This is a genomic window from Psychrobacter sp. PAMC 21119 (genome assembly GCF_000247495.1).
GTDB classification, from domain to species: domain Bacteria; phylum Pseudomonadota; class Gammaproteobacteria; order Pseudomonadales; family Moraxellaceae; genus Psychrobacter; species Psychrobacter glaciei.
Map to the genome: position 1 here is coordinate 1 of NZ_AHVZ01000012.1, position 15,461 is coordinate 15,461.

Genomic DNA, 15,461 nt, shown 5'->3' on the forward strand with positions numbered 1-15,461 from the left:
GTCCTCGTCTACCATCACAGGTGATGCTTTGTATATCTACGCCTAACGATACTAGATGATCAATCCCTTGCTTATAAGCACTATTGGTTTCATGACTGACTATCGCATAATTAAGAACGGTTCTAGTGGTGTTGTCCATAAAGACCATTAAACCAAACTTGCGACCAAAGTAAGTGGTGTCCATGATGATATTAGCAGTCTTAGGACGTTTAACTGGATACTCAATACTGATTTTATCTAAGCGTCTTTGAATGGTTTTAAGACTACAGTGATATTTATCCGCCAGTTGTTGGTAGGTCTGTTTTCCTTGCGTATATTCAGTCCAAAGCGTTCGGTTATTAAGTCTTTTGCCACCTAAAAACTGCCGCCTGCAAGCTAGACATTGATACTGCTGTTTGCCAAGCTTACGTCCATTCTTCTTGGTGTGTTTATCACTACAAAAAGGGCAGTTTTTTGATTCATGGCGTTGATTCCTTGGAAATATAGACAGTATATAGCGTTAGACCCTACGTCAGCATGAAAAATGTCCATTACACCAGTATCGACTATAGCTTTGTATGAATAAAAAAGCCCTTAACGTCATAATTGATGTTAAGGGCTTTTTTTTGATTATGACTTTTGATTCTTTATTCAGCAGACTCCATCATCGCTTCATGATGATTTTGCATATCTGCTTCGCTGGTCATACTGTCCATATCGTGCATGCTATGATTCATGGTGTCATCCATAGCGGGTGTCATGTCATGATTCATTTGACTCATATCATGATGGGCATTAGTATCTGCATCAGTAGTCGTCGCAGAATGGCTGCCATGATTCATTGATCCATCCATGGGCATGTCCATCATTTGTGAATCATTCATCTGCATATGATCGCCATGCATATTGGACATATCATGCCCACCATGCATATTTGCCATGACTAAGGGCACGACAATGACGGCCATACCTGACACTACCATCAGCGCGCCATTCATCTGGCGTAGACGAAAGCGTCCAATTTTGTCGCGTAGCCAGCCAACGGTTTCGTGTGTCGCAACCAGCATTGGTACTGTGCCCAGACCAAAGATGAACATCAATGCTGCACCGCTTAATGGGTCATGGGCAACCACTGCAATCAGTAGAGCGCCGTAAACCAAACCGCAAGGCAAAAATCCCCACAACAGACCAGCGGCTAATGCTCGTGGAAAGGTGTTTAAAGGAAACACTTTTTGACGCAGTGGACTGAGATACTGCCAAAAACGCATACCATAGCGCTCAAGTTTGGTCAAAAATGGCGCGCCAAGCATGGTCACACCAACAAAAACCAGCACAAGACCTAATAAAATACGCGGCATATTATTGCCTCGCATCAATGGCTCTAATACTGTCGTACCAATCAGACCTGCGACTAAACCTAATAACGCGTAGCTGCTAAGACGCCCTAAATGATAAGTGGCTACAAGAGCGCGGCGTTTGGCTGGGCTAACGTCTTTCATAGACAGACCAAAAGCCGTCACCAAACCGCCGCACATACCTAAACAATGCGGTGAACCAAAAAATCCCATTAGTAATGCCGCAACGAGTAAAGCTGTGGTCATGGGGTACTTCTCCTAAAAATGGCGAAAGGTGAGCCTACTTTTATAGTTGGTCACTGAGAAAAAAATGAACAGCAAGGCGTGCAAAGGCAAAATGTTTTTAAAGCTATGTTTTAGGTGTGTTATCAATATCAGCAGGCGCAATCGCTGTGATATCAGTACGAGCTGATTGGTCATTGACAGCATCATCCACCGGGATGGTACTGTCAATTTGCGTACTTGGTGCTGACGGCTCGTGAGCTTGCATGGTTTGTCGACGTTCTTGACGATCATCTAATATAATGCGTTGTGAAGCATTGTCTAAGTCTTCAAATTGGTTTGATTTGACCGCATAACGCACTGCCCAGATGGCGACCACAAACAGCATTAAACTTAGTGGAATTAACAAAAATATACTGAGCATGGCAAACCTCTTGAATAGCAGTTTCTGACATTATAATACACTTGTCATCAGTGTAATGGATGACTTGTAGAGGTAAAGGTGATGTAGCGAATCATTGGAAAATATAAGGCACGGAAATCAACCATGGTATGAACCAATTATTGACGTTATTGCACAGGCGTTTTTGCGGCATTACCTCTGGGTGTCAATAGCTGTTCGGACGTCACGTCATTCGCATGGCGACAGTCTATCTGCGGACGTATCACATCTCGCAAGTAGGCCGCGATTTCGTAAACGGCACGCCGTGAGTGACTCAGGTTTTGTGCTGGTTTCATCCAGTCACGCCTGACGGGCAATGGTGCCTCGATTGGCGTGCTATTGATACCATTTAGAGCAAATTGTCTGCGGGCACGTGCCATATGGTAGCCATCAGTAATGAGATAAACATGATGTAGCGGAATGCGCTTAGCCGTAAAGCGGGCATTTTCGCACGTATTCATACTGGCGTTTTCGCTTATCAGACCATCGATGCCATGCTCGATGAGCCATTGACCGAGCCAAGGTGCTTCGGCACCACTGAGAACAATAGGCAAGGGTAAATCATGATAAGCAGTGGCAGCGGTACGAGCACGATTGAGACTGTAGTTATTGAGGATAATTTGGTTATTGTGATCGTTGGTTAGACCACCACCCAAAACCACATAAGCGGTAGGTGGAGAGCTCTTTGCGACCGATGGCATGCTGGGCAATGGCAAAAGCATAAATACATAAACGACCGCTTGCGAAAATAGCGGAGTGAATAGGCTAATGAGCACTAAAATGACAGAGGTTGAGCCAAGCAAAAAGGTGACGTTAATGATGCGAAACAGCTTCACCATACGTTCGGCTGATCGCAAATAGTATCGCCATAATCGCTTAGATAATAGCCGCTTAGACCACATGCTCATCATACCCAATGGAGCCGTCTGCATTTATCCAAACAGGCTCACGCGATAACTGAATGGCAAATTTTTCATATACGGTAGCAGCGATATAGCGCTGAGCTGTCGCGACATCATCTTGGGTTGCTCGATAAGGGGTGTGATTGGTCAGCACCAGTGCTTGCTGCTGATGGGTGACAATAGGGGCGATACCGCCACCTTTTAAACCAGCCTGTTCAATCAACCAACCAGCGGCAACCTTTACCATTGCCTCGGGCATAGGGTAGCCAACGATAGCAGGATAAGTCTGTTGTAGGGCAGTAAACTGTGCTTGAGGAATAATAGGATTCTGAAAAAAACTGCCACAATTAGGCAGCTGCTTAGGATCAGGGAGTTTTTGCTGACGAATATCGATGATCGCTTGCATGACGTCGGCGGGAGTGGGTTGCTCACGATGTTGCTGTTCAGCGTAGCGCTGCGCCACTGTGTGCACATCGCCATAATTAGCTAGGATTCTGCTGGCATCGGTATGCAGTCTAAAGCCAACGCGGCTGATCAACCATGTATTAGGCGTGCGCTTAAAAATACTATCGCGATAGCCAAACTGGCAGTCTGTTAGCGATAGACGATGCCACGTTTGAGTTGGTAAATGATAAGCTCGGACGTATTGTAAACAGTCCTCTAGTTGGACACCGTAAGCGCCGATGTTTTGTACTGGTGCAGCACCCGTTAGACCCGGTATCAGTGCCAGATTTTCTAATCCATACCAGCCATGCTCAACAGTATGAACCACTAAATCATGCCAGTTCTCACCCGCCATCACTTCAATATCAACATAATCGTCAGTTTGAGTAGTCAGATGAATACCACGCATCTGTGGCTGCAATACCACCGCATTTAACTCTGCTGGCAATAACACGTTGCTACCGCCAGATAAGACGAATAACGATGGCTTATGCCCAGAATTATTGGCATAGCTTTTCATAAAAACGTCTAGCTGCGCCTCATCTGTCAAGGTCACGACAGCGTCAGCGACACAGGCCAACGCCATAGTATTACCATGCGACAAATCGACCGACTGCGCACTGAATAAGTCAATCGGTAACTCAGTTGATACAGGGTGTTGGTCGCGGGATTCAAGATGCACAGCTGAGGTCATAACATAGCCTATGGGGCAAATAAACAAAAAATGATGCGGTGTTTATTATAAAGGATACAGTCTATAAAAGTAGCATAAATATGGACGGTATCGCTAGCAAGTCTTCCAACTTTCGATCCAAGCCTGTGCGCTTGACTCAATCCGTTCGATCACCTCTTCAAAGGCATCGCTATCGCCTTTATAAGGGTCTGGCACGTCATCGCCGCCATAAGTAGGGTCTTCTTCACTGAATAACGCCAACTTTGCTAAACTGTCATCTGTATCCGATAGACTGTCTTTAATGGCTTGTAGGTCGGCTAAATTTTGCGTGTCCATTGCCAGTATTAACTCAAAATTACGAAAGTCATCAGCACTTACTTGGCGGGCAACCAGTTTGTTGATTTTGTAACCGTATGCTTTTGCATGGCGCTGTGCACGCTCATCTGGCGCATGACCAATATGCCAGTCGCCAGTGCCTGCTGAATCTACCTTGATCGATAAGCCTGCAATCGCCGCTTGCTGACGAAAAACTTCCTCAGCAGTTGGTGACCGGCAAATATTCCCTAAACAAACCAATAATACGGACGATGGGGTACAAGTTTTCATCAGCATAATATGACCTTTTCTTACAACAAAAAAAACATGCCATAAAAAACCGGCATTGATGATGCGGTTTATGAGCATGCTATCTAGTAGATAAATAAGTAATCAGCGTAACGCTTAATACCTTGAATGGCAAGGGTAGAAGCTAAACAATAGGGTCACGCAAGTGATTATCTCTAAAAGCAGCTCAGCTTTTAGAGATAGATTGATTCATTAACGTTAGTATAGTCGGTTTAATTTCAAAGTGTTACAAGGCAACCGAGTGTAGAGGTATAGGTCATACTTCAAGCGGGGTTAACGCTGTCACACTTTTATAGTGGATTTGACTATAGCTGTTAGTCTTGTTTGTTCTTAAAGCGTTGTATATCGCGGCGCTCTTTCTTATTGGGTTTGTTATCAGGGCGGGCAAGGTTGGCAAGTTTACGCTGCTCAGCATGATAAGCACGGCGCTCTTCGCTCTCCTCAGTCTCTGAATACAATACTTGCGCGGCAATTGCATTACCACGTTGCGCTGTTAGCGATTCGACAATGACGGTTTTTTCAGTCATGGCGGTGGCTGAGCCTTGGCGAATACTCAATTCATCTCCAACGGCAATCTCTTTGCTGGTCTTTACACGACTACCTGCATAATGTACCCGTCCGCTCTCGATGGCTTCTTTGGCAAGGGTACGGGTGCGATAAAAACGCGCTGACCATAACCATTTATCAAGACGCATACGCACAGCATCAGGCTGGCTATGGCTGGGTTGATTGTGGTTTTTATTGTGTTTACTCATCAAAACCTCATAGATATCAATAAAGTAAGATAATAATGGTGCTTTTTTTGCCAATTGAAAGAGCAGAAAGCTATTAAAATATGTAAAAGTAGATTTTTATCGCCAATAGTGCTGAGCATGGAAGCTTCGACTTAGCCATTGAAGGAACATGCATAGCAGCCTCTCAATTTATGCTTTAAATAAAATCATTTACACCATTGTTTCTCACAAGGTATGCCATCATGGTTGCCATCCATTTTTGTGTTGGGACAGTGGTTGGAGAAGTAAGTCGCTTCTGCACAGGATGTCATCTGGGAGCAATGTTTTCTACCGTCACACGAAAAGCTTGCCACGGTTGTTTGTGGCGATAATACTGGATTTACCACTGAAACTGATGATGAAGTTGCCTCTAAATCGACATAGGTTGGTGGTATATCATCGAAGTCAGTAGATGTGAAAGCACCATTAGCAGAACGGTCAGACATAACTTCAGTAGTAGGAGTGTTCATGGCGTCTTTAGGTTGAAGCAACTTATAACCCACAAGTGCTAAAACGAGCAATATAACGGTTATTAATATCTTCTTAATCATCGTTCAGTACCTGTTTATAACCGCTACATTATTTTATAACCACTACATTACAATCACTACAAGTTAATGATTTCTACAAACGGACAACCTCTACGAATTCATTAATGGCCGTTTTCTAATTCATTAAAAAACGGCCATGCTAGAGAATGGCCTATCGCTATTCTGTTTATTTCAAAAACAGTTGATAGCCGATATTGTCGGTAATAGTCGTACAGTCATAGCCGATATCAAGTAGGGCGTCTTGTAATAAACGTGAATTACTTTCAGAGGCTTGTAGACCAACCAACACACGACCTTCAGCAGCACCATGATTGCGGTAATGGAACAAGGTAATATTAAAATCATCGCCCAGCTTTTCTAAGAAAGTAAGCAACGCCCCGGGACGTTCAGGAAAAGCAATCTTCAACAGTTGCTCATTTTCGACATGTGCGTGACCACCAATCAAATGACGGATATGTGATTTGGCGATATCATCATCGGTTAGGTCATGCGCGGTATAACCATCGTCTGCCAACTGATTGCTGATGGTTTTGCGCTCTTTATCCCCTTCTTTTAAGGCGATACCGACGAATATCGCCGCAGGTTCCATCGAGTCTGGGGATTTTTTGCTATCGGCACGGTAGTTAAATTCAGTGATATTACGTCCATGTAGGCTACGGCAAAAGTTTAAGAACGCCCCAGTTTGCTCAGGAATCGTTACGGCAAAAATGGCTTCTTTTTTCTCACCAATTTCAGTACGCTCAGCGATATAACGCAGACGATCAAAATTCATATTGGCGCCGCAAATGATACCGACGCAGTTTTTACCTTGTAGATTATGAGCTTCAATGTATTTTTTCATGCCAGCAACAGACAGTGCACCGGCGGGTTCAACGATGCTCCGGTTTTCTTCAAAAATGTCTTTGACGGCAGCACAGACTTCATCATTACTACAAGTAACGACCTCAGGTTCGACCACAGGACCCGAGTTATCGCTTTTTTGAGTACGTACTACCTCAAAAGGCAACTCGCCAATTTGGGCAACGGCCACACCATCGACGAAGAGTCCTACTTGCTCAAGTTTCACGCGTTCATTCGCTTCGAGTGCGGCTTTTAAGCAGGCTGATTGTTCCGCTTCTACGGCGATGACTTTGACATGCGGTGCCACTTCTCCTAAGAATGCGGCGACACCTGAGATGAGACCACCACCGCCAACCGCGACGAAGACGTAATCCATATTACGCCATTGTTGGGTCAGCTCAAGTCCAATGGTACCTTGTCCGGCGATGACCAGCTCATCATCGTAAGGTGGAATAAAGGTTAGGCCCTCACGCTCAGCACGATCAATCGCATAGCGGTTGGCTTGGTCAAAGCTATCACCATGTAAGTCGACATTCCCACCAAGCGCTCTCACTGCATCCACTTTGATATCGGGTGTGGTGGTCGGCATGACAATGATGTTGTTAAGCGATAATTTGCGCGCAGAGTAGGCAACCCCTTGTGCATGGTTGCCCGCTGAAGCACAAATGACACCGCGCGCTTTTTGCTCATCGCTCAATTGGCTGATGCGGTTATAAGCACCGCGCAATTTAAAGGATTTGACCGGTTGTAAATCCTCGCGTTTAAAACGAATATCATTAGCAAAACGTTGGGTCAGCTTGGGTGCCGCTTCTAGTGGCGTTTGAATAGCAACGTCATAAACGGTGGCTTGCAAGATGGCTCGTACCCAGTGTGACAGCATAATGATTCCTAAAAAAGTGAATATAAAAACGAAATAGATTAGCCTATGCTGATTTTAACTATCTTGCAAGACACAATTGCAGTTTTTGCATGATTTAAAATTTTGATGAAAGATGAGGTTGGTTGTCTATAAATATTTTATTAAAAAACATTGAATTATTTCCATATGTCTATATTATTGGACATATGGAAATAACCAATGCTATCGCAAGCTTTGCTGCGCTCTCTCAAGATACTCGTCTTAAGGCTTTGAGGTTGCTTGTTAGTCAAGAGCCTGAAGGTCTGCCTGCGGGTGAAATAGCCCGTCAATTATCAGTGCCACATAACACCATGTCAGCGCACCTATCGGTGCTGGCACGAGCGGGGTGGGTGGTTTCTCAACGGCACAGCCGACAGATAATCTATCGCGCCTCGCTGTCGCATATGGAAGCTGTTGTGCAGTTCCTATTGCAAGATTGTTGTGCAGGACATCCAGAATTATGCGCATCACTTATGAGCAGTTTAAACGGATGTGAAAGTGATATATCTGACAATAAAGACAGTCATTTAAACTAATACCAAGCCAAACCCACTTAATAAATTACATTGATAAAATAGGTGAAATTGCTATGACATCCTTAATTTTTCATAATCCAAAATGCGGTACTTCTCGTAATACGTTAGCCATCATGAAGGCATCTGGTGAGCATCCAGAAGTCGTGGAATACCTAAAAACTCCACCAGCCCGTGAATACTTAGTAGAGCTGTTGGCAAAGATGAACATCTCCCCAAGAGAGTTATTACGAAGTAAGGAAGCCATTAATGATGAATTGGGATTAGATAATCCTGAGCTATCTGATGATCAGATTATCGATGCCATGATTGCGCATCCTATTTTAATCAACCGTCCTATCGTGCTCACCAATAAGGGCGCAGCGCTATGCCGACCTTCAGAGCGTGTGTTTGAATTATTAGAAAATCCAGTCAGTAGCTTTACTAAAGAAGATGGAGAGGTTCTACATCATGGTTAAGGTTAATACAGGGCAACCTGACGTAGATGACTTGTCTAATCTAAGTGACTTGCCCAATATTGATTCACTCAATATACAACCTATTGATATTGAGTCATTAGTTAGTACAAACGACCCACGACACCCACCCAAGATATTGGTGCTATATGGTTCGTTACGTGAGCGCTCTTTCTCTAGACTGGCGGCTGAAGAGGCTAGCCGTTTACTGCGTTGGTATGGCTGCGAGGTGCGGATTTTTAATCCATCGGGTTTACCGTTGCCTGATGATGCTGATAGCAATCACCCTAAAGTACAAGAATTACGCGAGCTGGCGCAGTGGTCAGAAGGCATGCTGTGGGTCAGTCCAGAGCGTCATGGCAGTATTACTAGTATTATGAAAGCACAGATCGATTGGATTCCATTGTCATTGGGTGGCGTACGTCCGACCCAAGGTAAGACCTTAGCCGTGATGCAAGTCAGCGGTGGCAGCCAAAGCTTTAATACAGTCAATCAGTTGCGTATCCTTGGGCGTTGGATGCGGATGATTACTATCCCGAATCAATCATCTATTCCTAAGGCCTTTTTGGAATTTAACGACGATAATCGTATGGATAAGTCGCCCTTATATCTGCGTCTTGTGGATGTCTGCGAAGAGTTGGTGAAGTTCACTTGGCTCACGCGTGGGCGTTCAGCCTATCTGACTGATCGCTATTCAGAACGAGTTGAAAACGCTGAAGCAGTGTCGCAACGTGTCAATCAAAAATCGATCTAATCTCTTATATAGTCAAAACACCCTAAAAACGCTACGGCACTACTGATATCAATTTTTCTTGCTTGCTGTGCCTGCACAGACAGAGGCTATAAAAAATTGATATCAGCAGTGCATGATGTATCGATATTGCTTTTCACTGACTATACAATTAATACGCTGTAAATAAGGTTGCTCCATGCTCGCACTCATTATTTTTATCGTGACTTTGGTTTTGGTGATATGGCAGCCTAAAGGATTGGGCATTGGTTGGAGCGCAATGGGCGGTGCATTGGTCGCCTTGGCTTTCGGTGTGGTGCAGCTATCAGATGTCGGTGTGGTATGGGACATCGTTTGGGATGCGACTTTTACCTTTGTGGCGCTTATTATTATCTCGCTTATCTTAGATAAAGCAGGATTTTTTGGTTGGGCGGCTCTACATGTGGCCAGACTGGGCAATGGGCAAGGGCGGTTGTTGTTTCCCATGATTGTGATATTGGGTGCGTTCATTTCAGCCTTCTTTGCCAATGACGGGGCGGCATTGCTACTGACCCCGATTGTCATTGCTATTCTGCTACGTCTTAAGTTCTCACCGCCATCCGCTTTGGCTTTTATCATTGCGACTGGCTTCATTGCTGATACTGCCAGCCTGCCTTTAATTACGTCTAATTTGGTCAATATCGTCAGCGCCAATTATTTTGATATTGGCTTTGGACGTTATGCGGCGGTCATGGTGCCGGTAAATATTGTCTCTGTCATCGCGACATTAGCAGTGCTATGGGTGGTATATGCACGTCAAATCCCAAAACACTATGTCATTGCCAATCTTAGCGCGCCAATGTCTGCTATCGAAGATCCGTTAGTTTTTAGAGCGGCTTTTCCGCTATTGGCATTATTACTGGTTGCTTATTTTGCAACGGAGTCCTTGGGATTGCCTATTTCACTCGTCACCGGAGTCGCCGCGCTACTACTGATGGCAATCGCAGGTCGCTGGTGGCAAGGTGGTCGAGGTGCTGTCATTTCTGTGTCTGACATTGTACGTAAAGCGCCTTGGCAGATCGTGTTGTTTTCAATCGGTATGTATTTGGTGGTTTATGGTTTGGGTAATGCAGGGTTAACCGCTTACGGTGCTCACGTTTTAACTTGGTTAGGGAAGCAAGGCAATCTGATAGCAACATTAGGGACTGGGTTTCTTTCCGCTATTGTGGCTTCAGTCATGAACAATATGCCATCTACTCTCGTAGGCGCATTAGCGATTGATAGCGCGCAAGTACCTGCCTCTACTCGTGAGTTGATGATTTATGCCAATGTGATTGGCAATGATTTGGGTCCAAAATTTACGCCTATTGGAAGTCTGGCAACCTTATTGTGGCTGCATGTATTGGCAGAGAAAGACTATAAAATAAGCTGGGGGCAGTATATGAAAATCGGGCTAATTATTACACCGCCAGTATTATTAGCCACGCTACTGGCCTTGGTTTTTTGGTTGCCACATTTATCTCGATTGTAAAAGATTGACGTGATATCTTGCTATCAGAACCGGCTATACGCTGACATCCATTAAAGTCATCGGTTATAATAGCCGCGCATTTTACCTCTTTTGCCATTTACTTTTTTAAAACGATACGTTTATTTTACCAAGGATTTATGATGAGTGATCAGCAAGCACAGAAGCAAGCCGCCGCCAAAGCAGCGCTAAGCTATATCGAAGACGGTATGATACTTGGGGTAGGCACAGGCAGTACGGTCAACTGTTTGATTGAGCTCTTGCCGCAGTTAAAGCTTGCTGGCGCGGTTGCCAGCTCACAAGTGACTGAAGATAAGCTTCGTGCACTTGGCATTGAAATAGTAGATTTGAACTTTGCTGGTACGCTAGATGTTTATATTGATGGTGCTGATGAAGTCAATGAACACTTGCAATTGATCAAAGGTGGCGGCGGGGCACTCACGCGTGAAAAAATCGTCGCGGCGGCATCTAATAAATTTATATGTATGGTCGATGAGAGTAAGAGTGTCGAAATACTAGGCCGCGCGTTCCCAGTACCGATCGAAGTATTACCACAAGCACGCTCGTATGTGGCGCGGCAGCTAGCTCGTCTGGGCGGGGATCCTGTTTACCGTGATGATTTTGTCACCGATTATGGCAATGTCATTTTAGATACGTATGACTTAGATGTGAGCAATCCAATAGCGCTTGAGAAAGAGTTGAATAATATCGTTGGTGTGGTCTGTAATGGTATCTTTGCCGCCAACCAAGCGGATATTTTACTAAAAGCGGGTAGTGATGGGGTAATCACACTTACTCGTTAAAATTTCTTGATCATAATGTACCGAATTGATAGCAAAAAACAAAAAGGCAAATCACTGTAGATGTGATTTGCCTTTTTTATATTTACTAAGGCGTGTCTTCAATTCACTCGATAGTCATCTAAATGGGCTAAAAATGGCTAAATCTTGCCAAACATCGTCAAATAACTGGTTAATATCCCGATATTATCTACGCTATTTTTCTTGTTTGACGGCAATTTATCTCATTTTTATCACCATTTTTGAAATGAAGACACGCCCTAGTTGATAAATAGCTTATCGCTATATTTCTTAAATTTTGATCTTATCTTTTAGCAAAAATTCCATCAATGCTTTTTGGGCATGTAAGCGGTTTTCGGCTTCGTCCCAAACGACAGAGCGGGGATCATTTAGCATATCATGGGAAATCTCTTCACCGCGATGGGCTGGCAAGCAGTGCATAAACACCACTTCAGGATCAGCTTTGTCCAATAGAGAAGGCGTCACTTGATAAGGCGCGAAACGACGCGCGCGCGTGTTTTGCTCTGACTCTTGACCCATACTGGCCCACACATCAGTGACAATTAAATTGGCATCTTTTGCCGCATCTTGCACGTTTTCTACTAGACTGACGCAATGTGAGAAGCGCTCCATGAGTTTTGGATCAGGCTCAAACCCATAAGGCGCTGCCACACGTAATTCAAAACCAAACTGATTGGCAGCTTGCATAAATGATGAGCACATATTGTTGCCATCACCGACCCATGTCACGATTTTGTTTTCGATACTGCCGCGATGCTCATAGTAGGTCTGCATATCTGCCAGTAATTGGCAGGGATGATAATCATCGGTCAAGGCATTGATAATAGGAACACTTGAGTATTCAGCAAAAGTCTCAACTTTTTCGTGCCCAAAGGTACGAATCATGATGATATCAACCATGCTAGAGATGACACGTGCTGAGTCTTCTAATGGCTCACCGCGACCGAGCTGTGTGTCGTTCGGTGATAAAAATATGGCATTGCCACCAAATTGACCCATGCCTGTCTCAAACGAGATACGGGTACGAGTCGATGACTTTTCAAATATCATGCCAAGCGTACGACCCACAAAAGGCTGATAAATCTCGCCTGCGTGTTGCATCTTACGCAGCTCGCTTGCACGTTTGATTAGGTTTTCTAATTCTTGTTTGGTTAAATCAGATAAGGTTAAAAAATGGCGCAAACTCATAGTAATCCTAGCAGTCGATCGCAGTCAGTGAAACGTCATCAGTGTTCAATAGCATCGCGTCAGTGTGTGTTCAGTGCGTATGCGGGGTTGACAACAAACTTTTAGTATAGCGTATTTACTTTCAATGTAAACGGGCAATTTTATCAAGAGTAAATGGCTCACCAAATACGTCAAATAGAGTAGTCAGCCGTTAAATCCTGATAGGTTTCGATGATTACGCCAGTACACGGTTTGGACGTATGCTGAGGCGACACAGTAGCTCGTAGCTAATCGTACCAGCATGTCCTGCGACTTCATCGACGCGCGGTGCATCGCCCCAGAGCATTACTTTGCTATCTATGGCTAGACTCTCGGGTGCGCTACTGATATCAACGACTATCATATCCATTGCCACACGTCCGACTACGGGGCAACGGTAGCTTTGACTGTTATTAGCATCGATGACAGTGACATAAGCATCGCCTGTGACCACACGCGGATAGCCATCTCCATAGCCTACACTCACTAATGCCGTTCTAGTGTCTTGCTTGGCTTGCCAACGGCTACCATAACCGATAGCATCATTGGCACTGACGGTTTGTAGCGCGATGATTTGAGCACTGAAATCCATCGCTGCTTGCAAGTTTAATTCCTGTGCGCTTTGGTCAGTAACAGGGGAGCTACCATATAAGATGATGCCTGGACGTACCCAATCATAATGGTGCTCTGGAAAATTAACGATACCAGCAGAATTGCACAATGAGCCTTTGATATCTGGGCTAATAGTACTTTGTAAAGTCGATAATACGTCTGAGAAACGCTGAATTTGCATCGCATTTAATGGGTGGTTGTGGTCATCAGCATTGGCAAAATGCGTGGTTAGTATCAGCTGATATCCCGCTTCATGCAGACGCTTAGCCGCTAACAGCACGCCCTCGGCATTAAAGCCCAAGCGGTTCATACCCGTATTGTATTTGAGCCAAGCCACTCTAGTTGCACTGCCAGTTGGCGGAATGTTTTGCAGGGCCCATTCTAGCTGTGGGCCGTGGTGAATCACGCAGCTAATCTCATGATCAATCGCTTGTTGCCATTCATCAGCGGTAAACGCACCTTCTACCAATCCTATGGTTTTATTCCACCCCAATTTTCTGGCTTCTAGCGCTTCAGTTAAGGTGGCGACACCGATGCCATCTGCTTGCTGTAATGCTGGCAAGACTGCCGCAACGCCGTGTCCGTAGGCGTTGGATTTGACCATAGCCAACACTTTAGATTGGGGAGCACGTCGTTTTACTTGATTGAGGTTATGGGTAATGGCTTTTGGTTTTATAGTAATGGTGCGCATAATCGCCTTCTTTATGAGTAGAATTATGAAGTTATAAAGCCAGTACGGCATCAATTGGTTAATGCAGCACTGGCTATTTTCTAAAAAATTAGGTGTAATGGACAAAATTCATGCTAGAAATTAGAAGGTAGTCGCTAATGGACATAATTCATGCTATTTGAGTGTCTTTGACTCTAAAAAGTCTTTAATAAACCGTAACTTACGATACTCATTTAGCCCATGATGACTGTGTAATTGTCGCTTGAGCTCACTGAATAACCCTTCGAGAGAATTAGTAGTATTTGGTAGGTCTAAATGCCCATATTCTTGATAAGTAAATAACCAATCGCTATTGGTTCTTAAACTACGATAAGCACTTCTAAGACGCTTGTGGGTGTACCACGTTCTGCCGGTATCCTCATTGGTACTACGCTCATTAAGATAGGCTTCATGAGTCAAATACCAGTGATCTAAGCGCTTTACAAACGCATCTTTATCAAGCTGTTTTATTTCTAAAGTAAGTCGTCTAAGCTCGATACTGGCACTATTCTTAGGGCGACGAGTTAAATAGCGGGTCACTATTTGCACTTGATGAAACTGGCACATCTGGCAAGGGGTGCGGGTGAATAACGTCCTCAGTCCTCGTCTACCATCACAGGTGATGCTTTGTATATCTACGCCTAACGATACTAGATGATCAATCCCTTGCTTATAAGCACTATTGGTTTCATGACTGACTATCGCATAATTAAGAACGGTTCTAGTGGTGTTGTCCATAAAGACCATTAAACCAAACTTGCGACCAAAGTAAGTGGTGTCCATGATGATATTAGCAGTCTTAGGACGTTTAACTGGATACTCAATACTGATTTTATCTAAGCGTCTTTGAATGGTTTTAAGACTACAGTGATATTTATCCGCCAGTTGTTGGTAGGTCTGTTTTCCTTGCGTATATTCAGTCCAAAGCGTTCGGTTATTAAGTCTTTTGCCACCTAAAAACTGCCGCCTGCAAGCTAGACATTGATACTGCTGTTTGCCAAGCTTACGTCCATTCTTCTTGGTGTGTTTATCACTACAAAAAGGGCAATTTTTTGATTCATGGCGTTGATTCCTTGGAAATATAGACAGTATATAGCGTTAGACCCTACGTCAGCATGAAAAATGTCCATTACACCTAAATAAGCGTACCTGTATAACTATTTATATTTACGCTTATAAAACCGT

16 protein-coding genes and 1 pseudogene are annotated in these 15,461 nt (G+C 44.2%); 5 read left to right on the plus strand and 12 right to left on the minus strand.

Translation table 11 applies throughout. The features are described from left to right. The 9 genes and pseudogenes from RH96_RS14535 to ilvA form a co-directional block, all read right to left on the minus strand. Positions 1 to 184 (minus strand): annotated as a pseudogene (locus RH96_RS14535) (hypothetical protein); the annotation flags it as partial. Between the two features lie 442 nt (positions 185 to 626). After that, entirely contained in the window at positions 627 to 1,580 is a 954-nt protein-coding gene (locus RH96_RS05695; protein ID WP_010198402.1) for a sulfite exporter TauE/SafE family protein, read from the minus strand. 103 nt (positions 1,581 to 1,683) lie between these two features. Continuing rightward, complete coding sequence (gene ccoS / locus RH96_RS15185; protein ID WP_010198404.1) at positions 1,684 to 1,980, minus strand: cbb3-type cytochrome oxidase assembly protein CcoS; 297 nt, start codon at positions 1,978 to 1,980, stop codon at positions 1,684 to 1,686. A gap of 146 nt (positions 1,981 to 2,126) precedes the next feature. After that, positions 2,127 to 2,855 (minus strand): YdcF family protein, encoded by a 729-nt coding sequence (locus RH96_RS05705; protein ID WP_227500947.1) that lies wholly within the window; start codon positions 2,853 to 2,855, stop codon positions 2,127 to 2,129. Positions 2,856 to 2,889: 34 nt separating this feature from the next. After that, on the minus strand, positions 2,890 to 4,038 hold the full coding sequence (murB, locus tag RH96_RS05710; RefSeq protein WP_010198407.1) for a UDP-N-acetylmuramate dehydrogenase: 1,149 nt from the start codon (positions 4,036 to 4,038) through the stop codon (positions 2,890 to 2,892). Positions 4,039 to 4,131: 93 nt separating this feature from the next. After that, entirely contained in the window at positions 4,132 to 4,629 is a 498-nt protein-coding gene (locus tag RH96_RS05715; protein WP_010198409.1) for a low molecular weight protein-tyrosine-phosphatase, read from the minus strand. Between the two features lie 326 nt (positions 4,630 to 4,955). Further along, complete coding sequence (locus RH96_RS05720) at positions 4,956 to 5,396, minus strand: RNA-binding S4 domain-containing protein (RefSeq protein ID WP_010198411.1); 441 nt, start codon at positions 5,394 to 5,396, stop codon at positions 4,956 to 4,958. A gap of 185 nt (positions 5,397 to 5,581) precedes the next feature. Then, a complete protein-coding gene (locus RH96_RS15360) occupies positions 5,582 to 5,965 on the minus strand; it encodes an excalibur calcium-binding domain-containing protein (protein ID WP_010198413.1) in 384 nt (127 codons plus the stop codon). Positions 5,966 to 6,131: 166 nt separating this feature from the next. Continuing rightward, on the minus strand, positions 6,132 to 7,685 hold the full coding sequence (gene ilvA, locus RH96_RS05730) for a threonine ammonia-lyase, biosynthetic (RefSeq protein ID WP_010198415.1): 1,554 nt from the start codon (positions 7,683 to 7,685) through the stop codon (positions 6,132 to 6,134). A 185-nt stretch (positions 7,686 to 7,870) separates the two neighbouring features. Between ilvA and RH96_RS05735 the strand changes: the two genes are divergently transcribed. The 5 genes from RH96_RS05735 (at position 7,871) to rpiA (ending at position 11,731) form a co-directional block, all read left to right on the plus strand. Further along, positions 7,871 to 8,239: an ArsR/SmtB family transcription factor gene (locus RH96_RS05735; protein WP_037033241.1), complete on the plus strand. Its 369-nt coding sequence runs from the start codon at positions 7,871 to 7,873 to the stop codon at positions 8,237 to 8,239. A gap of 53 nt (positions 8,240 to 8,292) precedes the next feature. Beyond that, positions 8,293 to 8,694 (plus strand): arsenate reductase (glutaredoxin), encoded by a 402-nt coding sequence (gene arsC / locus RH96_RS05740; RefSeq protein WP_010198418.1) that lies wholly within the window; start codon positions 8,293 to 8,295, stop codon positions 8,692 to 8,694. Continuing rightward, positions 8,687 to 9,445, plus strand: coding sequence for an arsenical resistance protein ArsH (gene arsH / locus RH96_RS05745; protein ID WP_010198420.1), 759 nt, complete (start codon positions 8,687 to 8,689; stop codon positions 9,443 to 9,445). The genes arsC and arsH overlap by 8 nt, the downstream gene beginning before the upstream one ends. Before the next feature lie 175 nt (positions 9,446 to 9,620). Further along, positions 9,621 to 10,931, plus strand: a complete 1,311-nt coding sequence (locus RH96_RS05750) for an arsenic transporter (RefSeq protein WP_010198422.1) — start codon at positions 9,621 to 9,623, stop codon at positions 10,929 to 10,931. Between the two features lie 140 nt (positions 10,932 to 11,071). After that, positions 11,072 to 11,731, plus strand: coding sequence for a ribose-5-phosphate isomerase RpiA (rpiA, locus tag RH96_RS05755; protein WP_010198424.1), 660 nt, complete (start codon positions 11,072 to 11,074; stop codon positions 11,729 to 11,731). Positions 11,732 to 12,019: 288 nt separating this feature from the next. Here rpiA and argF read toward each other — a convergent pair whose 3' ends face one another. The 3 genes from argF to RH96_RS05770 all read right to left on the minus strand — a co-directional run bounded on the left by argF (position 12,020) and on the right by RH96_RS05770 (position 15,059). Further along, a complete protein-coding gene (gene argF / locus RH96_RS05760) occupies positions 12,020 to 12,937 on the minus strand; it encodes an ornithine carbamoyltransferase (RefSeq protein ID WP_010198425.1) in 918 nt (305 codons plus the stop codon). Between the two features lie 214 nt (positions 12,938 to 13,151). Then, positions 13,152 to 14,258, minus strand: a complete 1,107-nt coding sequence (alr, locus tag RH96_RS05765) for an alanine racemase (RefSeq protein WP_010198428.1) — start codon at positions 14,256 to 14,258, stop codon at positions 13,152 to 13,154. A 153-nt stretch (positions 14,259 to 14,411) separates the two neighbouring features. Beyond that, complete coding sequence (locus RH96_RS05770; protein ID WP_010198431.1) at positions 14,412 to 15,059, minus strand: transposase; 648 nt, start codon at positions 15,057 to 15,059, stop codon at positions 14,412 to 14,414. Between the last annotated feature and the right edge of the window lie 402 nt (positions 15,060 to 15,461).